This is a genomic window from Microbulbifer elongatus (assembly GCF_020524885.1).
Lineage (GTDB): Bacteria > Pseudomonadota > Gammaproteobacteria > Pseudomonadales > Cellvibrionaceae > Microbulbifer > Microbulbifer elongatus_A.
This window is the reverse complement of record NZ_JAIVKJ010000004.1, coordinates 95,133-120,518: the sequence shown is the minus strand read 5'-3', so window position 1 is coordinate 120,518 and position 25,386 is coordinate 95,133. Positions and strand designations below refer to the sequence as shown.

Sequence of the window (25,386 nt, the reverse complement as noted above, 5' to 3'; positions counted from 1 at the left end):
CTTTCGATTGCGGCCTTACCAATATAGTGTTAGATTGCAACCAATCATAACGACAACTGACCGCGAGTCCGAATTAGCGGAGTCAGGAAAAGATGGATCTCATTCATATACATACCGACGATAACGTCGCCGTCAGCAAGGTTCCCCTGCCCGCGGGCACGCTGGTGAACTGGGCGGGTAGCATGATGCCGCTGGTTACCGATGTACCGGCGATGCACAAAGTCTGCGTGCGCACGATCCGCTCTGGTGAAGCCGTTATCAAGTACGGCCAGGTCATCGGCTTTGCGCGGGAGGATATTGCTCCCGGCACCCACGTACACGAATTCAACATGGAAGCGGGCAACCACGAGGTTGCGCACGAATTTTGCCGCGACTATGTCCCCACCGAGCTGGTGGCGCCGGAAGACCGCGCCACCTTTATGGGTTACCGCCGCCCGAGTGGCAAGGCTGGCACCCGCAACTACCTCGCAGTAGTTTCCACGGTTAATTGTTCGGTTACCGTTTCCCGCGCGATTGCCTCTCACTTCCGCGATAGCGGCAAGCTGCGTGATTTTCCGAATATCGATGGCATTGTGGCACTTGGGCACGACAGCGGTTGCGGCATGTCCACTTCCGGCGAGGGCTACCAGACGTTGCTGCGCACTCTGCACGGCTATATTGCCCACCCGAACTTCGCCGGTGTTCTGCTGATCGGCCTCGGTTGCGAAGCAATGCAGATCACCAGCCTGATGCGCGAAACCGGCCTGCAGGAAGGCGACAGCTTCCAGGTGATGACCATCCAACAGCAAGGCGGCACCCGCGCTGCCATCGAAGCTGGTATTGAACGCCTGACCGAAATGCTCCCCGCCGCGAATGCCTGTGAACGCGAACCGGTTCCCGCATCTGAACTCACACTGGCTGTCCAGTGTGGCGGCAGCGATGCCTACTCCGGCATTACTGCGAACGCAGGCCTGGGTGCAGCAGCCGATATTCTGGTGCGGCAGGGCGGCACGGTTATTTATTCGGAGACGCCCGAAATTTACGGTGCGGAACATTTGCTGACTCGCCGCGCCTGCTCTCCCGAAGTGGCACAAAAGCTGGTTGATCGTATCAAGTGGTGGGAGCACTACACTCAAATCAACGGTGTTGAGCTGAACAACAACCCATCGCCGGGCAACAAGGCTGGCGGCCTCACCACCATCGCGGAAAAATCGCTCGGCGCGCAAGCCAAGGGTGGCACTACGGCGCTGCAGGATGTTTACCTGTACGCAGAGCAAGTGCGCAGGAAAGGCCTGGTATTTATGGATAGCCCGGGCTTTGATCCGGTTTCTGTTACCGGCCAGGTGGCGAGCGGTGCGAACGTGGTTTGCTTTACCACCGGCCGCGGCTCTGCCTTCGGCGGCAAACCGGTTCCGAGCATCAAGCTGGCGAGCAATTCAAACCTGTTCGAGCGTATGCGTGAGGATATGGATATTGATTGCGGTGGCATCCTCGACAAGCGCTATTCCGTAGCGGAATGCGGCGAGATGATTTTCCAGCATGTGCTCGCGATTGCTTCCGGCGAGAAGAGTGCCAGTGAAAAGCTGGATTACGGGGATAACGAGTTTGCGCCCTGGCATATTGGGGCGGTGGTTTAAAGCCCGCTCTTAAATGTAAAAAACCGGCCTTGTGCCGGTTTTTTTGTTTTGAGGAACTACGTATCCCGATTACTTCGGAATTAATCGTGTAATTTGGCTGGAGCCTTGCTGAGCAACACGAGAACCAATGTCGCCAGCGGGCCAAATATCAAGCTCAAAACCCACCAGATCAAGCCACTACGATTTTTCCCCTGCGCCAGACCTGCATTAATCAGAGAGAGGGTTCCCCACCCGACCAGCCATTCCCGCGACTGGATCATCACTTGATACTCTTCCATAGCCTTTTTCCAATTAATCTAATAAACCGCCAAGCTCCGAATCGAAGGCAGAGTGACGGGGATCTGTTTTCAAAAGCGTCGGCGACAGGGGCCGAAGGCACCGCGCTGAAGCGGCCGGGCCACGTCGCCGCCGCAGCGCCCATGGATGGGTTTACAGTGGTCCTGAAAACCCTCCCCCGGTGCTCCGCCGCCACCAAACTACTAAGTGGTTTTCACAAAACCTTGCGCAGCCAATCAGTTATCCAACAGGAACCGAGCAATGGTACGGAACCCGTGCCCCTTGGCTCCCTGTGCCCACTGATCATTCGGACCAGGCAGGTAAGAACCGGAAAGATCCATATGCACCCAGCCGCGACCTTCATCCCGCACAAACTTGGCCAGGAATGCCGCTGCAGTTGAAGCACCAGGCGTGCCATCCATACCCACGTTGGCGATCTCCGCGAAGCCCGAAGGGATCTGCTCCAGATGGAATTTTTCCAGCGGCAAACGCCAGGCTTTTTCGTTTTCAGATTTTGCCGCGCTCAAAACCTTTTCAGCCATCTCGTCTTCGAGACTCAACACCGAATTGTAATCGCGACCCACTGCCATTTTCGCCGCACCGGTTAAGGTTGCCGCATCGAGAATAATACGAGGGTTCTGTTCGCTGGCTTCGATGAGACCATCCGCCAGCACCAGTCGCCCTTCCGCATCCGTGTTCAGAATTTCCGCGGTCACGCCATTTTTATAGCGGATAACGTCACCGAGCTTGAAGGCATGGCCGGAAATCAGGTTTTCGGCGCAGCAGAGATAGAGTTTCACACGCTTTTTCAGCCCGCGTGCAATGGCCAGCGCAAGACCGCCGGAGACCATCGCCGCACCGCCCATATCGGATTTCATATGAGCCATACCTGCAGAGGGCTTGATGCTGTAACCACCGGAATCAAAGGTAATGCCCTTGCCCACCAGGCAGATGTCCACCTCGGCATCCGCATTGCCCGTGGGGTTGTAGTCGAGCTGCAGCATGGCACCGCCGCGCACGCTGCCACGACCGACGTTGTAGATTCCCATATAGCCTTCGTCGAGCAACTCGTCACCGTGCACGATACGGTAGCTCACCGCATCGGGCGCCAGCTTTTGCAACATGTCGGCGGCGCTTTCGGCCAGCGCCCGGGGGAAGACGTTTTCCGGTGAGCCATTGGTAATTTCCCGCACCCACAGGCTGGCGGCCTTGCGCGCATCCAGCTCTTTACGTTCCTCACCATCACCGATGCCCCAGTCCAGGGTGCTCTTGCGGTTCGGGTTGTAATAACCGGCCCAGAAGCTCCAGCGGCTCTCCAGGTCCCAGCGATCACCGGTGAGAACAATGTCCGCCACCCCCATGCCATCCAGACGACGCGCAGCGCGCTGTACGGCTACCAGGGTACCACCGGTAGCCTCGGTGGCGTGAATACAGGCATCACTTTCGCTGAAACTCAACAGAGCATTCTTACCCCAGTGTTCCGCCGCCTCGGTATTGTCCAGCCGTACCTGCATCGCAGTTGTCATTTATACACCTTGTCAGATTTTGTCGATTTTTGAGATATAGAACACACAATATTGGGGTCATTCTAGCAGGCTGCAAGTGTGGGTTTACGCCGCCGGGGGAGGCGGTTTGCGCCACTGGTAAAAGTGCCGATACACTCTGCTGGCTAAAAACAACGACAAGGACGCTTGGGGATAACAGTATGGGAACAAACTGCCACTACCACTCCGGAGCAGGTGCCATCTGGCAATGCACCGGCTGCAGCAAAGACTATTGCAGTAACTGCGTCCCTGGCTCGCTGGACAACTACTTCAAGTCCACTCCCAAGTGCATCCTGTGCAATAACCGGCTGGAAAACATCGCCGCGAGCAACAAGGCGAAACCTTTCTGGCAGATGGCACCCTTCTACTTCCGCTACGCCCTTACCGCCGGGCCACTGACAGTTTCAGCCATCTGTGCGGTGGCAGCGCTGGCCATGACAGGGTTGGGCCTGCTGTCGATTTTCGTGTTTGTGGCAACGCTCGCGGTAGTGATGCGCTACAACCTGCTGGTGATCGAAAAGCTCGCCAGCGGGCAAATGAATGCGCCGACGTTCGGCGACGCCCAGGATGGGCGCAGCGCAGCGATCTTCGCAAAAGTCATTGGCATGATTCTCGTGGCTGGTGGTGTGGGCATGTTGTTTGCCGGGATGGGAGAGAGCGCGGTGCAGGTGTATTCAATCGCCCTGTCACTGCTGGCACCCGCCGCCATGATCGTGCTGGCACTGGAGCACAGCATGCGCGCGGCGGTAAATCCACTGAAGTTGCTGCAGTTCACCCTGATTATCGGCTGGCCATACTGGCTGCTGTGGCTCTCCACCAGCGCGGTATCCGCTGCACCCGCCTATCTGCTACCGGTGGTGATGGAGAAAATTCCCGCGTGGATGCTGTTACCGCTACTGGCGTTTATCACCAGTTACTTCTCCATCGTCACCAGTGCCATGATGGGTTACATCTGCCTGACCCGGCAACGCAAACTGGGTGTTATTGCGCAGGTGGAAACTGAAGAGTTTCTCGAAGAGCGGGAATTCGATCGCCTTAAGGCACTGGCGGACACCGGGATCCTGTTGCGCGAGGGCCGCCACGATGAAGCGCGCAAGACGCTGGTGAAAGTGCTGCGCGAGCAACCGGACAATATTGCACTCAATGAGCGCTATGTGCGCCTACTGCTGGCAACCGACGACAAAAAGGCGCTGCGGGAACTGGGGCCCCACCTACTCGAGCGCCTGGTTAAACTGAATCATGCACACAAGGCCGCGGAAATGTATCTGGCCATTGCCAGCAGTCAGGGCGCCCCGGCAATCGACAAATCGCTCTTGCGACATCAGCTAGCGGAGGCGCTGTACCAACAACGCCAGTTCAAGCCTGCACTGGCATTGATCAACAACCTGCACAAGGAAGACCCGGACTACACGCGGCTGGACCGAGCCTACCTGTTACTGGCGAAAATCTATATGGATGGTTTCAACCGCACGGATAACAGCCGCAAGTTGCTGGCGTTTGTACAGAAGAAATTTCCAAACAGCAGTGTATTGGGTGAGGTGAAGCAACTGCAGGCAATCCTGTCTGCAGAAAAACGCGCACAACCAGCTTAAATCGCTGAGGGCTGCAAGGTGCGGGCTATTTGCAGTGCCTTGCGCGCGCGCTCTTCGTCACCGCTGCGGCGGTAATGTTCCACCAGGCCATTGGCCAGGCGCGCCATTAACGGATGGCGCTGCTCGGTCTGCTGCAGCCGCTGCAGCAGACGCTCCACCAGCACCCAGTGTTTCTCTTTCGCCGCCCGCTGCGCCAGCAGCAGGCACACGCGCGCGTTCAGTGCACGCGGTTCGCCGGCGCGCTGCAGATACTCCTCCAGACCGCGGGCGACCGGTGCAAAGTCCTGCTCAGGAATTCGAGCGAGAGCAAACAGGGCCAACCAGGCCCGGTGGTGCGCTTCGCTCTGCGGCGCCAGCGCGCTCAGCTCAATGGATTTGTGAATCAAGGGAAGGGATTGTGGATGCTGGCGCCGTGCACTGGCGGCCGCCTGCCCTGCCTCCACTAGTTTGCCACTGTTCTGCAGGGATTCGATACGCGCAAGCGCCATCTGCTCCGGTGAGGGGGGCAAGTCCTCTTCGACGTGGATCTCGCGGCTGGGGCGCAGTCGGATCAGAGCCATCGTGCACACAAAACCGGCTACCAGTCCACCAAAGTGCGCCCAGTAAGCAATATTGTCGCTGCCGAAGAAATACCCGAAAACCTCCTTGCCCAACCACAGCGGCAATACCAGTAGGGCGGGAGCGGTGAATTCCCCGAAGGCAAAACCGAGGGTGTAAAAGAAGCGCAGACGGCGCACGCCGTAAACCGCCACAAACATACCCATTACCGCAGAGACCGCACCGGAGGCGCCGATCACCGGCATCATACTCCCGGCTTCCACGCCCATATGCAGGCCGGCAGCGGCGAGGCCGCCGAGCAGGTACAGGCCGATAAACCAGGTGGCTCCCAACGCCAACTCGACCGACAACCCGAACAGGAGCAGAAAAATCATATTGCCCAGTAAGTGCTCCCAGCTACCGTGCAAGAACATATGCCCAAACAGCCCTTGCAGCGTTGGCTCCGCAGGAGTAAGCCCATAGGCAAAACTGGACAGGCGATCCCGCAGCGCACTGAACTGGTGGCGCTGATCGAGCCACAGCTGCTCACCCTCGGCGGCCAACTGAGGCATCAACCAGTCGTGGAACTCGTGGCTCCACAACAGCTGCTCGTAGATGAACTCTTCCCCCGCGCCCTGGGCCAGGGTACGCCACTCGGGTTTTTCCGCATCCACAAACTCGTAGAACAGCTGCTCCTCGAGCACCGGAAGGCCACTGGAGAAGTAATACTCCTCAGCCACCTGCCAGCGGGCCTCATCGCCACTCTGATAGAGCACGAAGACCAGAAGATTGACCAGAATCAGCGCAAAACAAACCAGAGGCGGGCGACGCCAGTCAGGCTTGTTCTGGATGGGGATAATCAGCAAGGGCGGACCTGCGACTCAGTTGCGATTTGGAGTGATCAACACCGGTGATCCATTCGAGCCACTCAGAATACAGCGGCTGGAGATTATGAACAGCCCCGCTGGCGGTATTTTGGGCAAAAAGGTGGCCGAACGCGTCAGTGGCTGGGGGAACCGCCGTCATCACCTCCACCGCCTGCCCCGTCAGCGCCGCCCTCTCCGTCGGCGGCATCTTCGCCGCCGGCGCCCGGCCAGTCTTCGGCGCCCGCTGAGCCCCGGCGTTCTGCGGCCTGACTGTCCGCCGGCTGCGAACTCGCCAGCCCCACGGCCGCCGCCGCGGGAACAGATTCACCCCAACTGCGCACGTGAAGATCCCGCTGGGGAAAGGGAATCTCGATATCCCGCTCATTGAATTCCCGCAACAGTTCGATGTTATACAGCGCAGTGAGATCACCCAGGGATGACACCGCATTACTGTTGACCCAAACCACCAGCTTGAAGTCCAGCGAGCTATCGCCGAAACCGGCAAGCCAAACCTCGGTCTTGCGCTGCCAGTTGGTGAACGTCACTGGCACCCGCTCCGCCGCTGCCATCGCCGCTTCGCGCACTACTTCCGGGTCGGTGCCGTAGGCAACACCAAACATGACATGAATGCGCCGCACCGGGTCTTCCAGGGTATGGTTGGTGACGCGACCAGTGACAAATTCTGAATTGGGGACAAGGATATCCACGTTGTCGCGGGTCGTAATACGCGTGGAGCGCACATTGATATCGCGGATACGCCCGAAGACCCCAGATTCCAGTTCGACCAGATCTCCCACCCGCAGTGGCTGCTCAAACAGCAAAATGATGCCGGAGATAAAGTTGGAGAAAATCGCCTGCATGCCAAAGCCAATACCCACGGAAAGCGCGCCAGCGATCAACGTCAGCTTCGAGGTGTCCAGCCCCACCATAGCGAGCAGGATAATGAAGGTGATAAGGACAATACAGTAATTGAGGATACGCCACAGGGTGTAAGCCCCCTGCTCACTGGTGCGGTTTTTATGCACCATCCGCCGCAGCACCCAATTCAATATCCGCGAACAGGCCCAGGCGGCAAGAATCACCAGAATCATCTTGGCGATGTCTTTCAGGGTGATCGGCTGCTCGCTAATGGCAAACAGCTCGTAATTGGCGAGATTGCGCCAGCCCGTGCGCACTTCCTGAAGCTGCAGCAGGAGGCGATTGCCCATGGTGCTCCACCAGCCCTGCTGGCGCTGGTACACAAACAGTTGTGCGGCCTCGTAGCGCTTCACATCCTCGGTAAGGTCACGCACGCGACCGAGACCACTGGCAACTTTCTCAAACTGCCGCCACCATTTGCGCATGGCTTGGGAATCTTCTCCTACCCAAGCGACAATCTGGCGCTGGCGCACGTTCAACTGCCGCACCAGGTTTTCACGTATGGTTACCGCGTTGTTCACCAGGTCTTTACTGACTGAGAGTTTTTCATCGGAGCCGTCAGCGTCCAGCACACTGTTCATTGCCAATAGCAGCTCCTGCTTGCGCAGCTGCAGGCGATTCTCCAGTGCCTCAACGTTGTAGATCATCATCTGGATCTGCTGTGCCATGGTGACGGCAGCATCAGCGCTTTCAAAAATCAGATCGCGAGAGTCACTGCGCTCCCGCGTCAGTTCTTCGAGATTCGACTTTTCCTCGGTACGTGCCGCCGCCAGCTTCTCTGCCGCTTCACTGCTGAACTGCAACTCCTTCAGCATCCGGGTCAACTCCCCGTCGGCGTACTTCAATTCATCGCCCCAGGCCGTCAGCTGCTCCATCAGCATGCTCTGCTCTTCCAGCACCAGCAGATGATTTATCTGGGCCTGAAATAAATTCACTGTGGCCTTAGCAAAGCCCGGGTTCGAACGATGCTTATCCCGCAGCGCACCGGCTGTTTCCCGCAGGCGGTTGAGCGACAGATCAACGCTCTCGTCCATCTGCGACTTTTCAAGCTTAAGGCCGTCATACCGTTGCTTGCCGCGAATAACGCCCGCGTCCGACTCTGCCCACTGCAATACCGTCGGATTCGGAGGGAAGGCGATTTCCGGCAGGACACCGACCTTTTTCAGCCCCTCGCGTTTCGCCCAGATTTTGCGGATACCTTCGAGCCGCTGATTGACGGTCGCAATATCATCGGCAAGCTCCCCCTCTTCCGGCAATGTCGCGCTCCACTCCTTCCAGGCCTTGTCCACTTCAGCCAACCATTGATCGCGCTGCTCGAGGGTGGCATCCGGCCACTGTGTCCACCAGTCGGCTGCAAGGCTATTGAAGTCAGGTATTACCGGGGAAAATTCTTTCGGCTTGGTGGTGGGAAGTTGCGCGCCGGCAAAAGAAGGAACCAGCAGGCAAAACAGACACAGACAAACGGATAAGGCACGTACGATGAGGGCGCAACTGCGGAGGAAACACGGAAAAAGGGCGGCGTTGAAAACTCCCATGAATGAGACTATCCCTGTACCTCTTTGCCTGTAACCCTATGCACTGCAACCCCATCCCTGTGGGGAAATTACATCTGAATCAGTTTAGATGAGAAATCCCAGCGTTCAGCGTCGTTTCTCGTAGCGCTGGATACAGTCGCGATATTCCCGCTTGTAGAGTCGCAGCCGCTGGTCTTCCAGGCTGCTACCCCGGCGCGCCGCATCGAACGCGTCCTGGCGGCAGGCGGCTTCCAACAGGGCGCGGTTGTCGTTGCGCTCTCCACTGAGGTCGTAGGGTGGGCGCACATTGGCGTAGGGCCTGGGAGCGCGGCGGCGCCGGTCACGATATCCATCGGCCTCGAATAGCGGGACTCCATCGTTATCCTGTTCGTCTGGGGATAGGGCGTCCGGCGGATAGGCGCGGGGGATGCCCGAGCGATCGCGCAAGTCATCCAGATCTTCGTCGGGGTAACCGTACAGGCGATCCTCATAGGCACCCGCAATGCTTGTGTTGCCCTCAAGCGCGCGACGCCATGCGTACGGCGGCATGGTCACGATATAGCTGCGACGCCGCGGCTCGTAACGGTAAAAGGTGCCCGTGCCGCTGAGAAAAAAACTACGCCCCTCAATCTCAAACCCCCGACTGCCGTAAGGGACGAAGGTAAGTTCCGCCCCCAGTGGCGGCTCTACCCGCAGGTAACCATCGTCTTCTTTTTTGTAAAAGTAGCCGCCCTGGTAGTAGTAGATGTTGCCGCTCAGGGTCAGCCGGGTAGCACCCGCAGATAGCTCGCGCTGACGATTGGGGTCGCGCTGGTAATCCTCCTCGGACTCACCACTGGAACTCCCTACGGTCTGCGCGGTGACCAAACAGGATCCCGCAAGTAGTGCAACGGAAAGGCACCAGAGCAGCAAACGGGAAGAAGAAATCAGCGGGGGATGTCGCATGTGTCACCTCACAACTGCACAACACTGGCTGTCACCGAAATGACAAACCACGACCCCTACCCGATTTCGGTTATGAAAAAATGAAGAGAATAAAAAGAGCTGCGCCCGGCCCCCGCCCGCCGCGAAAGGCGAAGCGCACAGAGGCCGGGCGCGCTGGTAGCCGGAGGCGCCGCTCCACAATGTGACCGGCGAAGTCAACAGAGCGCACAGACCATTACGATCTCGCACTTTTGCTGCACGGCCGACTACAACTTTCATTGTAGATTGGCACTTTCCGTAACCCAACTGCATCCCGATTTTTCGGCGCTCGCTTTGCCCTCACGCAAAGCGAGCGCCGACGGGGCTTATGCCAGGCTGGAAATCACCTCACGCAGCTTGCTGACGATCTCATCGATCTGGTGCATCTCGATAATCAGCGGCGGCGACATACACAGGGCATCGCCAATACCGCGCGCCATTACACCCGCCTCCCAGGCCAATGCGGACGCCTTGCCGCCAAACTTGCCTTTCAGGTTCTCCGGCGCGCGCAGCTCGATGGCACCGACCAGACCGTAATTGCGCACATCAATCACATTGTCCAGATCCGCCAGCGAGTGCAGGGCATTTTCCCAGTACTTGCCGATATCTCCGGATGCGCGGGTCAACAACCCCTCACGGTCGTAAATATCCAGCGTCGCCATGCCCGCCGCACACGCCACTGGATGCGCGGAATAGGTGTAACCGTGGAACAACTCCACCATCCCCTCGGCCGCCGCATCCGTGACCGTGTTGTAAATCTTGTCACTGACAAAGACCGCACCGAGAGGCACTGCCGCGTTGGTAATACCCTTGGCCGAAGTAATCATGTCCGGCGTCACACCGAACTCCTGTGACGCGAACGGCGAACCGGTGCGCCCCCAACCGGAGATCACCTCATCAAAAATCAGCAGCAGGTCGTGCTGATCGCAGATCTCGCGGATACGCTTCAGGTAGCCCTTGGGCGGCAACACCACACCACCGGCACCGGAGAAAGGCTCAATGATTACCGCCGCGATCTGATCCGCACCGTGGAATGCCACCAGACGCTCAAGATCCTCCGCCAGCTCCACACCATGCTCCGGCAAACCTTTGGAGAATGCATTGCGCTCAATATCCAGGGTGTGACGCATGTGGTTCGCTTTAACCGGCTGACCAAAGCTCTGGTAATTGGGCGCAATACCACCCACAGAAATGCCGCCGAAGTTCACCCCGTGGTAACCCTTCTCACGACCGATAAACATGGTACGCGAACCCTTGCCGCGGGCACGCTGGTACTGCAGCGCAATCTTCAGCGCCGACTCTACTGCTTCGGAACCGGAGTTGCCGAAGAACACATGATTCAGCGGCTCCGGTGTGTACTGCACCAAGCGCTCCGCGTATTCAAAACTCAACTCGTGGCCGAAGTTGAAAATGGAACTGTAATCCAGCTTCATCGCCTGCTGATGAATCGCCTCGGCAATCTCACTGCGGCAATGGCCCGCGTTGGAACACCACAGACCTGCGGTGGCATCGATGATCTGACGACCGGATTTTTCAAAAAGATAAATCCCCTCCGCGCGCTCAACAATGCGCGGCGCCGCCTTGAAAGTGCGGTTGGGGGTAAAGGGCATCCAGAATGCGTCGGTTTTCAGTTCGGACATGGTTCTCTCCGATGTTATTTCGTACGTATCTCTAACGTAGTAAAAAAATTGATGCGAAGGCAAAGCACCGGGTGCGGGTTTTCAGGAGCGTCGCAAACAGGAAGTTTGCGCCGCAGCGCCCAGGGATGGGTTCACAGCGATCCTGAAAACCCGCACCCGGTGCTTTGCCGCCCAAAAAATCATTTAGAAGGATCAAATGCAGCGAAGACGCTTAAACGCCGTAGCAGCAGTACTTCGTCTCATAAAACTCGGCCATACCTTCAACACCGCCCTCGCGGCCGATGCCGGATTCCTTGCAGCCGCCAAACGGCGCTACCGTGGTCGAGAAGACGCCCGCATTACAGGCCACCATTCCATACTCCAGCGCCTCAACCACCCGATTCGCTCGACGAATGTTTTCACTCATCACGTAAGCCGCCAACCCGAATGGCGTATCATTGGCGCGACGGACAACGTCATCTTCGTCACGGAACTTCTGCACCACCGCCAGCGGCCCAAAAATCTCCTCCTGGGCAATCCGCATCTCATCGTGCACATCCGTCAGCAAAGTTGGCGCATAATAGTTCTCGCCATTCGGCAGGAAATCCCCACCCAAGATCAGGCGCGCCCCATTGGCCACCGCCTCTTCCACCAGACCGTGCACCCGATCCACCGCGCGGCGGAAAATCAACGGACCAAAGGTCGTTCCCTCTTCCAGCCCATGCCCCGGCTGCAGCTTCTCCATCTGTACACGCAACTTTTCCACAAACTCGTCATGCACCGCCTCGTGCACATAAATACGGTTGGTAGACACGCATGTCTGACCCGCATTGCGCATCTTGGTCGCAATACAGGCGGTCACCGCCACATCGATATCGGCATCGTCGAACACGATAAACGGCGCGTTGCCACCGAGCTCCATGGACATCTTCTTGATCGTGCTCGCGCACTGGGCCATCAACAGCTTGCCCACCGGCGTGGAACCGGTGAAGGTGAACTTCGCGACACGGGGATCCTGGGTGAGCACCTTGCCGATGGCAGCGGAGTCAGTGCCCACCACCACATTCAGGGTGCCGGCCGGCAGCCCAGCCTCTTCTGCCAGCGCGCAAAGCGCCAGCGCCGACAAGGGTGTTTCCGATGCGGGCTTGATCACCACCGTGCAGCCCGCGGCGAGCGCCGGTGCCGCCTTGCGGGTGATCATGGCATTTGGGAAGTTCCATGGGGTGATACAGGTCACCACACCCACCGGCTGGCGGATAGTGTGCAGTCGCATTGCCGGGTTGTGGGTTGGGATGGTCTGACCGTAGGCACGGCGACATTCCTCTGCATACCACTCGATGTACGAAGCGCCGTAATCGATCTCGCCCATGGACTCCGCCAGGGGCTTGCCCTGTTCCAGGGTCAGCAGGCGCGCCAGGTCTTCGCGGTTTTCCGCGATCAGCTGGTACCAGCGCTTTAGCACTGCCGCGCGCTCACTGGCGGTTTTGCGGCTCCACTCGGGGAAGGCGGCATGGGCGGCGGCCACTGCCTGCTCAGCATCGGCGGCGGTGCCATCGGCAATTTCTGCCAGCAGTTCGCCACTGGCTGGGTCAGTAACCGCTAGCTTACCAGTACCTTCTTTGCCGGCACTATCGCGCCACTGGCCGTCGATAAAGTTCTGGGTCTTCAGTAACTGGTTATTGTTCAGATTCATCGAACACTCCCTGATTATCGTGTATATGGGCTTTTCAGGGATTCTGGACCGGGAGTCTGACCGCGAATAGTAAGATCTTTGCAACTAAAGTTCAGATCCATCAAACTTTACTCAATCAACCCCAACTTCATGCGAGCAGACCATGGCCAAGAGCACACAATCCCTAACTGGGCGCCTGAGCGATATGGACCTGCGCCTTCTGCGGGTCTTCCGAGAAGTCGTGCAGGCCGGCGGACTGGCTCCGGCGGAGGTGGCGCTCAACATCAGTCGCTCCACCATCAGTGTGCACCTGTCGGACCTGGAAACCCGCCTCGGCATGCAGTTATGTATCCGTTCCCGCGGACGAGCCGACTTCAAGCTCACCCGTGAGGGCGAGGCCCTTTACCAGGCCATCGAGGAGCTCGACGGTCACCTCGCCAGCTTCCGCAGCCAGGTGAACGCCATTCAGTCGCAGCTCACCGGCCAGCTGCGCATCGTGCTGCCGGACGACATGCTCGCCATGCCTCACCTGGATATGCCGGCCACCATTGCGCGATTGCGCGAGCGCGCTCCCCAGCTGCAACTGGAGATAAAACTGGCAGCCCCTCACGAGCTGGAACTGGAGATCCTCGGCGGCCGCGCCGATGTGGGCATAAACCCCCTGCACTCCCGTCGCCCGGGGCTCAGCTACCAGCCCCTGTTCAGCCACCAGTCCCTGCTCTACGGTGCCGCACACCACCCGTGCGCCAGTGCAGGGGAAACCGATGAGGAATTAGTCACCCAGCAGGAACTTGCCGCCCCCGATCACGCCGTCCTATCGGGCGCGGCACACCTGTACAGGCTTTTTCCGCAGAAAAGTATCGCCAACCACATGGCGGCACGGCTGGCGATGATCCTGTCGGGGAAGTTCATCGGGTTTTTACCGCAGTACCTGGCGGCGGAGTATGTGGCACAGGGGAAACTAGTCGCCTTGTTTCCCGACCGGTTCCGCTACCAGATCCAGAATGCTCTGACATTCAAAAGTAGTGCTGCAGAACAGCCCGCGGTGCGGTTGTTTCTGGAGGTCTTGGTAGTGAACGGGTAGAGTTGAGCAATGCAAACTTTTCGATACAACGTCTTCGGCCGGGAGCTCCTGATAGAGAAAACCAACCGCGGCTGGTCGACCTTCTATCCAGGGCCGGAGGGCAAGCGCAGAAGTGCCGACATACATATTCCGGACAAGATAGACGAAGCGGAGCTAACCCAGTTTCTCGACGACCTGTGTCACGAGTGGGCATCAGAAAAGTATCCCGGAGTAATCCGCATAAGTCACAACGCACAACCATAAGAATTTCGTGATGGAACAGAAGATACGCTTTTATACCGAGCAAACGCTAAAAAGCTGGGACCAGGCCGCCGAAGTGCATGAGCGCCGTAACCCCGAGTTGATCAACCGGGTGTCCGAGAATACATACAATGGCCTCGAGCCAGACTTCAACCGGCTCATGGACAGCCAGGACATCACTGGCAAGTCCGTTGTGCAGGTTTGCTGCAATAATGGCAAAGACCTGATTTCCATAAAGAACAAGGGCGCCGGCTACTGTCTCGGGATCGATGGCTCCCGCAAATTCGTTGAACAGGCCCGAGCGCTCGCCAACGCCAGCCCCCATTCCGACCTGCAGTTCGAGCATCACAACATCTATGCCCTTCCAGACAGCTATAACAATACCTTCGACTTTGCCGTAGTGACCGTGGGCGTGCTTGCGTGGATGCCGAGGGTTAAAGAGTTCTTTTCCATCGTTTCTGCCCTGCTGAAGCCCGGTGGCATACTCCTGATGGAAGAGATCCATCCTGTACTGAATATGTACGAGGAAGGGACTCCATCCAGCCTGGCATACTCCTACTTCGACAGAAGCGCGCAGCGGGAAGAGGGTGGACTGGATTATTTTGCGGGTGAAAAGTACGAGTCCGCCGAGAACTACTGCTTCCAACACACATTCAGCGACATCCTGATGGCCGCCATTTCCGCTGACTTCTCACTCCAGTATATCGAAGAGCTCCCCGCCAACGTCGGCAACTATTGTGCCGACCTGGAAGAGACTCCAGCAAATCCGCCTCTGGCATTTATCGCAAAATGGAAAAAAGCCCATGAATAAAGAATCCTTCATGAAGGAAGTTGAACGCCGCTTTATTCAACTATTCAAGGTTTCCAAGAGCGGGCATCCGATACCCCCTGTGGAACGCCACCGGCTTCAGGGTTTTATGCAGGCGGGTGTATTTATGGAGCTGTGCAATCGCAGTGAGCTCAACGAAGTCATGGAGCGCACGCATCTCGAGATCTTCCGCAAGACGATTGAACAGCGCAAGGTGGATGCGCCGATTTCATGGATTTATGAAGAGACTGACTATAGTCCCTATGAAACTCCCGCCTATGAAAGGCGGACATAGCTAGGGCCGCGCTTGCCGGGCGGAAACCAGACCACGCCGTTGCTCTCGGCAGCGCGCAAGCGCTTCTGGGGATGGGCTAACCTTTTCGACACCCTCTGCTCGCAAAGGCGAACTCATGATTAAAGACGCGCAAGGCAATCCCCTGACTGGAGCCACGACGACTGCCGCCGACCTGTATGACAAAGGAAGGCGAGCATTCAACCTGTACAGTGAAGACCCCTTTCCGAATATGGAACAGGCTGTCATCGAGGCGCCTGAATTCGTTATGGGCCACCTGCTACAGGCGTATATGTACGCCACAGCCACTGAACCGGAGGCGACCCGGGTGGCGCAAAGGATACTCAAAACGGCCCGTAAACTTCCCATGAGCGAACGGGAGGCCTCACATGTTTTTGCTCTCGAGCAGTTGATCGCTGGCAACTGGCACGCTGCTGCAGAGCAGCTCGACTTCCACAATGCGCACTATCCTCACGACCTGGTCGGCATCCAGTGCGGTCACCTGATGGACTTTTACCGTACCAACAGTCGCAACTTGCGGGATCGGATCGCCCGAGTATTACCGCACTGGTCGGCGGAGATCCCCGGTTATTCTCTGCTCCTCGGTATGTACGCATTCGGACTCGAGGAATGCGGCGAATATGACCGCGCGGAAGAATACGGCCGCCGCGCCCTCGACCTGGAACCTTTCGATTGCTGGGCCCATCACGCAGTAACTCACGTGCTGGAAATGCAGGGGCGCGCACAAGAGGGTATCGAGTGGATGAAAAACCGGGAACCCTTCTGGGCGGACAAGGAAAATTTCTTCAAAGTGCACAACTGGTGGCATCGCGCCCTGTTTCACCTGGACCTGGAGGAAATTGACGAAGCAACAAGGCTCTACGATAACGCCGTGCGTGCCGAGACCAGCTCCATGGCACTGGACCTGGTGGATGCCTCTGCACTGCTGTGGCGCCTTTGGATGCTGGGTGTTGACGTAGCGTCGCGCAGCGAAGAAGTAGCCGATTGCTGGCTGCCGCTTGCGGATGGACATTCCTACCCGTTCAACGACTGGCATGCCGTAATGGCCTACTTGGTGGCCGGACACACGGAACGCGTGAATGTGTTGCACAAGAAATTGCGCGAGCAAGGGAATGCCACGAACGACGTGATGCGCTGGGCCAGCCAGACTGGTCTGCCACTGGTTGAAGGATTTATCGCATTCGCACGCGGTAACTACGCGGAGGCCATGCAGCAGCTGCATGGCGCTCGCTATATTTTCCAGCAATTCGGCGGTAGCCACGCGCAGCGCGATATCATCGACTGGACTCTCGCAGAAGCGGCTATTCGCAGTGGCGAGCGCGCCCTCGCGGAAGCATTCGCCAACGAGCGGCTGGCGCAAAAGCCCGAGAGTCCGATGCAAATGGCAACGCTGATGCGCGCTACGCAGTTATCCAGCTAGCACATCGTGAAGGTGCTGCCAGCGAGCGGCCACTGTCGAATTCTGGGCACGGTGGTCACTGGAAAATTACGAAGGCTGATACCAATCGACGTTTCCAGGCAATAAAAAGGGGAGCAAAGCTCCCCTTGAATAGTCTGTCAATTTGGCAAAGAAGCCTGCGAGTAATCAGGGCGTTGCCTTGCTGGAGCCCCCAGCCGCCGTATTGTTTTTCTTGTCTTTTACCGAAGCGTTGCCCTGGGTTATCGATTGACCCACCGCTTTGGGCTTCAGTTCCGCCAGCATATTTTTCATCTGGTTGTACTCGGCTTCATCGGTCAGCTCCAGCATCAGCGGCTGTGCCACCTCGGCGAAGTAGTCCGCATCTTTGCGTTCGTACAGCTCCTGAGCCATCCACTGGGCGATGTGCAGTTCGCGGGGGGCGCGCAGGTAGGCCTGCTCAAGCATTTCCACATACTGCTTTTTCGGGTAGCCCAGCATCTGCATGCTGATGGCGAGGCCGTACCAGTTCATCGCCTCACCGGACTGGTTATTCACCAGCTTCACAAATTTGTCCCGCGCACCTTTCAACGCTTCGTTGCTGCGGTCGCCACCCATGGAGCCGATCTCGCGATTCAGCCACAACCAGGCCTGGGCCTTCTGGTACCAGAAATTACTCCGGTCGGAAGGCGCCACCTGGGCCAGCAGGCGTGCTGCCTGGTCGAAGTCACCTTCACGGGTTGCCGCATCGGCGCGCACTGCGGTCAATTCCGGGGCGTACAGGTTTTCGCGCTCCGCGAATTCCACCAGCTCGTGGATACCGTGAGTGTTGTAGCCGGATTTCACCAGGAAGCGCGCCAGCTCCACTACGGTTTCCTCACCGCTCAATACTTTCAGCTTCGGGCGCTCGGATTTAAAGGTCGCAGGTACCTTGCCGCGCGCCAGCTGGAAGCGGCCTTCACGGAACTGCTCGTTGTAGACCTTCTCGATCTCATCGATGGACATACCCAGGTTTTTCGACAGCGCCTTCACCGGGTCGGCACCGTTGTTGTAGTCCTTGACGAACTGCTTGAACTCCTCGGTCTTGCCACTCTTCATCACGATCCAGTGGGCCAGCATCCAGCCGCTGGCGTACACGCGGCCCTTCTCTTCATCCGGCGTGTTGTACACGGTAGCGCGCAACAGTTCCTTCAGGGGCAGCGGAGAGGTGTAGAGCAGCGTCATGGCGCGCTCGCCGGGGATAGCGCCGATATCGTAGGTATTGCCCCGGCCAAAGGTCATGGTGGACATGAACTCGGCAAAGCCCTCGCTGTACCAGTACGGATAATGGGTAGTGGTGCCGTTGTAGCTCAGGAAGTGGGTGTACTCGTGAAACAGGAACTCCCGCGCTTCCAGCTGGCGCTCACCGGTGCGGCCGTCCAGGTTCACCAGGGCATAGCTGCCCTCGGCGGTGGTGTCGAACAGGCCGTTGGTCAGCTCGGAAAGATCCTCGCCCACCAGACCGGCATAGCTCTCGCGGTCCGCAGCGGCGTAGATGGTCAGCTTGGCACCGTCATCTTTTGCGCCCAGCAGACTCAATGCCACCGCGCGGTAGCGCTCCAGATCTTCCGCAAGGCGACGCACCGAACTGGGTTCACCATTGGTGATGATCTGAAAGTTAGCGCTGTCAATTTCGTACCAGGTGTCTTTCGCCAGATTGTCCGCCATCACATCGCTGGTAAACAGCCATGAGCCGGAAAAAACGACTAAGTACGCGAGCATTCTTGAAAACATATTCTGACCACCCGGATTTTCGCTAGATCTTCTCGACGGAAGCAACTGATCACTTTCTGAACAATGTTGCGCGAGAAGCCACAATACAGGTTTTGACTGGTTAAAAAAAGAACAATCTTAAACGGGAACCTGTAATTCACCCTGAGCATAAGCCGGTCACAGACCGGCTGGTCGCAAGTAGTCACAAACTGACCGAAAAGTTCTGCGTATAGCCGTACGCCACTGACCGATAACCAGTTCTCAGTCAAATAAAAGACAACTTCTTTCCCCGCACCATCTCCCTAGACTCAACTTCCGGCCACTCAATGCAATCGGCCAACGCGATGACGCTGTAATAAAAGAAATAAATACAGAGAAAACACCATGAAAACACTTGCCCTGCCGGCGCTGCTGGCCAGCGCCCTGTGCGCCACGTTCACCCCCAGCTCCCAGGCCGCACCCACGTTTATTGCCGATGTGGTTATCACCACCTTTGACGGCACCGGGATCGACGCCAATCTGTTTGTCCCCGATACCCCGGCACCTGCCGGCGGCTACCCCACGGTGCTGTTCACCAACAACTGGATGCTCGACAAGAACCAGTACCTTCTGCAGGCAAAAGAGCTCGCCAAAAATGGTTACTTGGTAATGAGCTACTCCACCCGTGGCTTTGGGGCCTCCGGGGGGCTGGTGGATGTCGCCGGCAACAACTCCATCGCCGACGCCAGCGTGCTGATCGACTGGCTGGAAGACAATTACGCGGTAGGCAAGCTGGGATTGGCCGGCATTTCCTACGGCGCCGGGATCTCGCTGGTCACCGCGGCACAGGATCCCCGTGTGGATGCCGTCGCGGCACTTTCCGGCTGGCCCGACGTTATCGAGGGGCTCTACCCGGGCAATACCGTCAACCTGGTGTGGGGCACTATCCTCACTACCACCGCGTTCAACCTCGACCCGGAAGTGGATACCATCTGGGCCAACCTGCGCGCTGCCGAGAACATCCAGGGCGTACAGGCGTTCGCCGCGCCCCGCTCCGCACTCTCCTATGTGCCCGAACTGAACAGCAACGGCACTGCCGTACTCATGTCCAACAACTTCGCCGACTACCTGTTCAAGCCCAACAGCATGACCCAGCTCTACAGCCTGCTGGACGGCCCCAAAAAACTGCTCCTCAACCCCGGCACCCACGCCGTCACCGAAACCCTCGGCGGCAATAACGGCCACATCTGGGCCACCACCTTCCGCTGGTTCGATCGTTACCTGAAAGACCAGCCCAACGGCATCGACAGCGAACCCAAGGTCGACATGACCGTGCGCATCAGCAACAAGCTTGAACAGTTCGACGACTTCCCGGTAACAGACAAGACCACCCGGTACCACCTGCACCCGAGGTTCAGCTACTTCAACAACGGCAGCATGAAAACCAGCCCCTACAGCGGCTGGGGCTGGAGTAATGAGTTCCACGGCGGCGCTGATACCAAAGCAGGCACCGGCATCCCAGTCATCTCCGACGCCCTCGAAGGCTTCGGCATCCCCGTGTACACCAACATGACCGGCATCAACGGCTACTACGCCATCGAATACAACTCACCAGTACACTGGAGTACCTTCAAAATCCGCGGCACACCAAGCCTCGAAATGTGGATAAAACCCAGCAAGCCCGAAGTGCAGCTCCAGGTACACCTATACGACACCGGCCCACTCGGCCTCGGCCGCCTCATCACCCACGCCCCCTTAACCCTGCGCAACGCACAGGTGGGCCAGGCACAAAAAATTTCCATGGAACTCTTCACCACCTCCTACGACGTACCGCCGGGACATGTGGTGACACTGGCGATCGATACCGAGGGAACGATTTATCAGAGGCTTGAAGACAGGAATTATGAAATTGTGGTGCCCTATCGCAGCAGCAGGCAGTCTGTGCTGACGATTCCGCATTTGTAGTCCGTCGCGACAAAAGCACTGCAGTAACAAGCAAAGGTCGGGTGCCGGGGATTGGTTTTCAAAAGCGTCGGCGACAGGACGTCGCCGCCGCAACGCCCATGGATGGGTTCATAGGGGGGCGCCTAGCTTGGTTTTGAAAACCAATCCCCGGCACCTGGCCGCCACGGTACCCGCTACAAAGCACCACTTAAAAAGCCACCGAGCTGACACGAGGCTCATCCTATCCCGATGCCCCTGCAAACCATCCCACCCAACCCGCTACAATGGGAGAGACCGCGAACCAACCATTCCAAAGCAAAGATTTACCATGCGAATTGTTACCCTTCCGACGCTACTTGCCGGACTGATACTCCTCTCCGCCTGCGGAACCGAAAACAAAACCACCACAGACAAACCCGCAGCGGAACCCGCCGCCAAGGAACAGGCGGCCACCACTGAAACCACTGCCAAAGCGCCCGAACCGAGCGTCGCAGAACAGCCACCCGCCGGCAAACTCCCCGACGGCGTCCGCCCAAGCGCCTACCGCCTCGACCTCACCCTCGATCCTCGTGAAGACACCTTTCACGGCCAGGTAGAAATCGACATCGATATCGACAAGGCGACCGACCACATCTGGATGCACGGCAACAACATCGATGTCGCCGAAGCCAAGGCCATAGTCCCCGCCGAAAACAACAAAGAGGTACCCGCCCACTACCGCCAGATGCTCGATAGCGGCGTGGTGCGCGTTGACTTCGCCGGTGGTGTACCGGCCGGCAAAATCACCCTGCACATCAAATACAGCGCCCCGTTCGATAAAAACCTCGCCGGCCTGTTCAAGGTCGAAGAAAAAGGCGATGCCTACGCCCTGGCCAAATCCGAATCCATCCAGGCACGCCGCTTCCTGCCCGGGTTCGATGAACCCGGTCTCAAGGCGACCTACGACATCAGCCTCACCATTCCCGAGGGTTACAAAGCCATCAGCAACGGCCCAGAGACCGAGCGCGTGGATGCCGGCAACGGCATGGAGAAGGTCACCTTTGCCCAGACCCGCCCCATGCCCACCTATCTGCTGTCCCTCGCCGTGGGCCCGTTCGACGTGGTAGAGCGCCCGGCAATCCCCGCCAACAAGTACCGCAAGGAACCACTGCCCTTACGCGGCTTTGCGCGCAAAGGTCGCGGCAAGGATATGAAATACGTGCTGGATAAAACCCCGGAAATGCTGCGCATTTTTGAAGAGCAGCTCCAGCGCCCATATCCCTTCCGCAAGCTGGATATTATTGCCGCACCCCAATGGCCCAGCGGCGCTACCGAGCTCTCCGCCGCCATTACCTATCGCGAGCAGCGTATTTTGGTGGAAGGGGATGAACCCGCCCCCGGCCTGCGCCTCGCCCTGCTTGGCGTACACGCTCATGAAATCGCCCATATGTGGTTCGGCAACCTGGTCACTCCGCCCTGGTGGGACGACCTGTGGCTGAAGGAAGGCTTCGCCACCTGGGGCACGCCGCTGGCGCTCACCATCATGGAGCCGGACGGTGGCCACGACTTGAACGCCGCAGTGCGCGCCATCAGCGCCATGAAGCTGGACTCCCTCGCCAGCACCCGCGCCATTCGCGAACCGATTACCGACAATAACAATATTCGCAACGCCTACGATGCCATCACTTACTCCAAGAGCCTCGGCGTTATCCACATGGTGGATGAATATTTTGGAGCCAACACCTTCCGCCCGGCTCTCGGCCGATATATCGAACAGTTTGCCGACGGCGTGGCTGATTCACCGGACTTCTACAAAGTCATCGGCGATGAAACCAACAGCCCGCAGCTGACCGAAACCTTCCGGACATTTGTGGAACAGAAAGGTGTGCCCCTGTTGTCGGTCACCCTGGACTGTAATACCGAAGGCGCGGCCAAGGTACGCATCAGCCAGCAGCGGTACAAACCGCTGGGATCACCGATTGCCGACAGCGGCCAACAGTGGAGTATTCCATTCTGCATCCGTGGCGATGGCGGTTTGCAACAGTGCGAATTCCTCACCGGCAGCCAGCAGGCTATCGACCTCAAGGGTGGAGCTTGTCCCAATTGGGTAATGCCCAATGTAAACGGCAGTGGCTACTACCGCTTCACGATGGATGAAAAAAACTGGCTGGCGCTGCTGGAACAGTTTGACAACCTTACTCCCACCGAGCGCCTGTCATTGATCGACAGTGCCTTCGCCGCCTTCGAGGCCGGTACGCTCAAACCGGGCACCCTGCTGGAGGTGATCCGCCTTTCTGCCACCTCCGACAAGCGCCAGGTAGTGGAAGCAACTCTGGGTTATCTCGCCAAATACGGTGACCACTACGTGGATGATGCCAATGCGGCCAACTGGCAGGCATTCCTGAAAAAGCACTACGGACAAAAAGTGCAGCAACTCGCACAAAAGAAGGACTCGGAAAGCAAACTGCTGAACAGCCGATTGCTCGGCTTCCTCGCCCTGGAAGGCAAGGACAAGGACATCCGCAAGCAACTTCAAAAGCAGGCCGAGCAATTTACCGGCTTTGGCACAGAACGGGACTCCAACGCCCTCGATTCAGACCTGTATGAGAGCGCGCTTACCGTGGCGATACAGGATTCCGGCAAGGAATTTCTCGAGCACCTGATCAAGATGCGCGGCGAACTGGACGATCCACTGTTCGAAAATGCCAGCGCCAATGCCATCGGCCGTGTTACTGACCCGTCGCAGCTGGACATCGTCCATAACCTCGCACTGAGCGATGACATGGGCGCGCGGGAAGCCTTTGGGCTTATCCAGAATGCGATGGTGGAGCCTGAGCTGCAGGCCAAGAACTGGCAGTGGCTGCAGGATAATTTCACCGCGGTGGTCGAAAAAATTCCCGAGCAGTGGCGACGCAACACCCCGCGCTTCGCCGCCAACTTCTGTGATCAGCAGTCTCTGGAGCAGGTACAGATGCTGTTTACCCAACAGCAAAAGCTGGTGCCCGGGTACCAGCGGGCTCTGGATCAGACGGAGGAAGGAATCAAGCTTTGCATGGCGCTGAAGGAAAAAGGGCAAGTGCTGATGGGCAGCTTGAAATAGCAAGCTTTCCTCATCATATAGAAATGGCAGCCTCGGCTGCCATTTTTATTTTCTTGCTTAAATTTGCACACCGCCGCGTTCAAGGACTTCCTGAAGTGGCCTCAACTGCCGGTGGTAATTCTTCCACTTCCCTATCGATGAGGCGTAGATTGGCTGGCGAACCTGAGTAGCACTGGCCGTGGTCGATGCCTGCCGGCTATCATGAAAGGCAAGACATTGCGCCTGCCACTCCAATCCACAATAGTCCAGCACTCCGCGTACACTGCCCTCGGTATCTGCCACCAAATCCTCATAGCGCACCTGACAGATCCGCCCCTTAGGCAACACGGACTCCCAGTGTTCCATTAAGTGACGATAGGCAAGATAATACTGCCCGAGCTCATTCAAATCATAGGAAAATGGATAAGCACTCTGGAACAACTGCTTGTAGATGGCATAACAGGTGTCCATGGGGTCACGGTGCACATGAACAATCCGGGCATTGGGCAGCGCCGCATGTATTAGCCCAATATACAAGTAGTTGAACGGCAATTTATCGATGAAATGCTTATTCGTACCAGTTAGCATTCTCGTACTGGCAATGTAGCTTTCTCCCAATACCCGAAAATCGACTTGGCGGCTGGACTCGATCAGCGATAGCTTATTCCGCCCCACATTAGTTCCCGCACTCTGAACCAGACGAATCATCTCGCGGGCAAAATTGTTTAGCTCGCCGGCGGATTGGACCCCAGTATGAGATTCGAGAATTCGTTCAAGTAAAGTACTACCCGTGCGGGGCATTCCGAGAATGAAAATGGGTTCGTTGGACTCGCAACTTTCTCTTTTGACTGCGAAGAAATTTGAATCGAAATTATTTTGCAATGACTGCATTACCGCCAGATCGCCCTGAAGGTCGTAGCGCATATGCTCTCGCCGCAAGCCGGCGCCAACCTGAAGGTTGGAGAACGCCTCTTCCCAGTTCCCCAGGTCCTCAAGCTCCTTGGCAAGCGCGTAGTGCAGGTTGACACGATCCCGCACAGAGACCCCGCTGCGGGTAAGTGATACCTGCAAAGAGGTCAAATGGTTATTTTCCTCTGTCTGTCGGCGCAACCCTGAACGCAACAGATGCGCGTCACTATCCGCGGGATTGAGCTCAATCGCCCGACTAGCCGTCTGCTCGGCCTCTCCTATCTCGCCGAGAAAACGCTGTGCAGTGGCCAGGTTGTAATAAAATCCTGACTCATTGCTGCTCAGTTCTACGGCACGCTGATACTGATGTTTTGCTTTTTGATGTTGATCAATGGCTGTGAAGAGTCTGCCAAGCTCATTTAACTGATAAGCGCTCAAGCGCGGCATTCCAGCCAAACGATTTAGATACAGGCTTATTTGTTCTGCTCGATCACCCAATGCATGTGCACAGCGACAGAACTGAAGCAGAACCTCCGAATTCTCCGCTCCCAGACTTATCGCTTTTTCAGAGGCCATCACTGCGGCCTGGAAGTTTCCTGTCGCCGCCTGGATTTCACTTAACACCAGCCAACCATCAGTGCTCTCGGGCCGAGCCTCCAGCAAGACTTTAATGCAAGCCATGGATTCACGCAGCTTACCTTGCGCAAGCAGCGCACGCGCCTCCAGACAATGCTGATCCACTGTAGTCATTGATTCCCGCTTCGCGCTGAACGATTTCTCCATACT

At 57.5% G+C, this 25,386-nt stretch carries 18 protein-coding genes; 9 read left to right on the top strand and 9 right to left on the bottom strand.

The genetic code is table 11. From position 1 onward, the window contains the following. The first annotated feature begins 92 nt into the window (after window positions 1–92). The gene (locus LC059_RS15000; RefSeq protein ID WP_226704680.1) at window positions 93–1,616 is read left to right on the top strand and encodes a UxaA family hydrolase; all 1,524 of its coding nucleotides are present in this window, start codon (window positions 93–95) and stop codon (window positions 1,614–1,616) included. Between the two features lie 80 nt (window positions 1,617–1,696). On the opposite strand, the gene LC059_RS14995 is transcribed toward LC059_RS15000, so the two are convergent. Continuing rightward, the gene (locus LC059_RS14995; RefSeq protein WP_226704679.1) at window positions 1,697–1,894 is read right to left on the bottom strand and encodes an antitermination protein NusB; all 198 of its coding nucleotides are present in this window, start codon (window positions 1,892–1,894) and stop codon (window positions 1,697–1,699) included. Window positions 1,895–2,128: 234 nt separating this feature from the next. Then, window positions 2,129–3,418: an aminopeptidase PepB gene (gene pepB / locus LC059_RS14990; protein ID WP_226704678.1), complete on the bottom strand. Its 1,290-nt coding sequence runs from the start codon at window positions 3,416–3,418 to the stop codon at window positions 2,129–2,131. 179 nt (window positions 3,419–3,597) lie between these two features. Between pepB and LC059_RS14985 the strand changes: the two genes are divergently transcribed. Continuing rightward, window positions 3,598–5,028: a tetratricopeptide repeat protein gene (locus tag LC059_RS14985; protein WP_226704677.1), complete on the top strand. Its 1,431-nt coding sequence runs from the start codon at window positions 3,598–3,600 to the stop codon at window positions 5,026–5,028. Here the strand turns inward: LC059_RS14985 and LC059_RS14980 are convergent. The 5 genes from LC059_RS14980 to LC059_RS14960 all read right to left on the bottom strand — a co-directional run bounded on the left by LC059_RS14980 (window position 5,025) and on the right by LC059_RS14960 (window position 13,138). Further along, on the bottom strand, window positions 5,025–6,431 hold the full coding sequence (locus LC059_RS14980) for a rhomboid family intramembrane serine protease (protein WP_226704676.1): 1,407 nt from the start codon (window positions 6,429–6,431) through the stop codon (window positions 5,025–5,027). The genes LC059_RS14985 and LC059_RS14980 overlap by 4 nt on opposite strands. A 134-nt stretch (window positions 6,432–6,565) precedes the next feature. Beyond that, complete coding sequence (locus tag LC059_RS14975) at window positions 6,566–8,884, bottom strand: mechanosensitive ion channel domain-containing protein (RefSeq protein ID WP_226704675.1); 2,319 nt, start codon at window positions 8,882–8,884, stop codon at window positions 6,566–6,568. A 105-nt stretch (window positions 8,885–8,989) separates the two neighbouring features. Continuing rightward, on the bottom strand, window positions 8,990–9,808 hold the full coding sequence (locus tag LC059_RS14970) for a DUF6515 family protein (protein ID WP_226704674.1): 819 nt from the start codon (window positions 9,806–9,808) through the stop codon (window positions 8,990–8,992). Window positions 9,809–10,152: 344 nt separating this feature from the next. Beyond that, window positions 10,153–11,466, bottom strand: coding sequence for an aspartate aminotransferase family protein (locus tag LC059_RS14965; RefSeq protein ID WP_226704673.1), 1,314 nt, complete (start codon window positions 11,464–11,466; stop codon window positions 10,153–10,155). 211 nt (window positions 11,467–11,677) lie between these two features. Then, entirely contained in the window at window positions 11,678–13,138 is a 1,461-nt protein-coding gene (locus LC059_RS14960; protein WP_226704672.1) for an NAD-dependent succinate-semialdehyde dehydrogenase, read from the bottom strand. Window positions 13,139–13,280: 142 nt separating this feature from the next. Here LC059_RS14960 and LC059_RS14955 point away from each other — a divergent pair, with 142 nt between their 5' ends. From LC059_RS14955 to LC059_RS14935, 5 genes are all read left to right on the top strand, one after another. Further along, a complete protein-coding gene (locus tag LC059_RS14955; protein ID WP_226704671.1) occupies window positions 13,281–14,201 on the top strand; it encodes a LysR family transcriptional regulator in 921 nt (306 codons plus the stop codon). A gap of 9 nt (window positions 14,202–14,210) precedes the next feature. Next, window positions 14,211–14,444 (top strand): hypothetical protein, encoded by a 234-nt coding sequence (locus LC059_RS14950; protein ID WP_226704670.1) that lies wholly within the window; start codon window positions 14,211–14,213, stop codon window positions 14,442–14,444. A gap of 10 nt (window positions 14,445–14,454) precedes the next feature. Next, the gene (locus tag LC059_RS14945; protein ID WP_226704669.1) at window positions 14,455–15,252 is read left to right on the top strand and encodes a class I SAM-dependent methyltransferase; all 798 of its coding nucleotides are present in this window, start codon (window positions 14,455–14,457) and stop codon (window positions 15,250–15,252) included. Continuing rightward, window positions 15,245–15,544 (top strand): hypothetical protein, encoded by a 300-nt coding sequence (locus tag LC059_RS14940; protein ID WP_226704668.1) that lies wholly within the window; start codon window positions 15,245–15,247, stop codon window positions 15,542–15,544. Before LC059_RS14945 ends, LC059_RS14940 begins: the two co-directional genes overlap by 8 nt. Window positions 15,545–15,659: 115 nt before the next feature. Continuing rightward, a complete protein-coding gene (locus LC059_RS14935) occupies window positions 15,660–16,982 on the top strand; it encodes a tetratricopeptide repeat protein (RefSeq protein WP_226704667.1) in 1,323 nt (440 codons plus the stop codon). A 165-nt stretch (window positions 16,983–17,147) separates the two neighbouring features. Here the strand turns inward: LC059_RS14935 and LC059_RS14930 are convergent, their stop codons facing one another. Beyond that, the gene (locus LC059_RS14930) at window positions 17,148–18,719 is read right to left on the bottom strand and encodes a hypothetical protein (RefSeq protein ID WP_226704666.1); all 1,572 of its coding nucleotides are present in this window, start codon (window positions 18,717–18,719) and stop codon (window positions 17,148–17,150) included. Window positions 18,720–19,094: 375 nt separating this feature from the next. On the opposite strand from LC059_RS14930, the gene LC059_RS14925 reads away from it, so the two are divergent. Together LC059_RS14925 and LC059_RS14920 are read left to right on the top strand one after the other, a co-directional pair. Next, window positions 19,095–20,654: an alpha/beta fold hydrolase gene (locus LC059_RS14925; protein ID WP_226704665.1), complete on the top strand. Its 1,560-nt coding sequence runs from the start codon at window positions 19,095–19,097 to the stop codon at window positions 20,652–20,654. A 307-nt stretch (window positions 20,655–20,961) separates the two neighbouring features. After that, window positions 20,962–23,712, top strand: a complete 2,751-nt coding sequence (locus LC059_RS14920) for a M1 family metallopeptidase (protein ID WP_226704664.1) — start codon at window positions 20,962–20,964, stop codon at window positions 23,710–23,712. Window positions 23,713–23,769: 57 nt separating this feature from the next. Here the strand turns inward: LC059_RS14920 and LC059_RS14915 are convergent, their stop codons facing one another. Next, window positions 23,770–25,383 carry a tetratricopeptide repeat-containing sulfotransferase family protein gene (locus LC059_RS14915; protein ID WP_226704663.1) on the bottom strand — a complete coding sequence of 538 codons (1,614 nt, stop codon included), beginning with the start codon at window positions 25,381–25,383 and terminating at the stop codon, window positions 23,770–23,772. Window positions 25,384–25,386 lie beyond the last annotated feature (3 nt).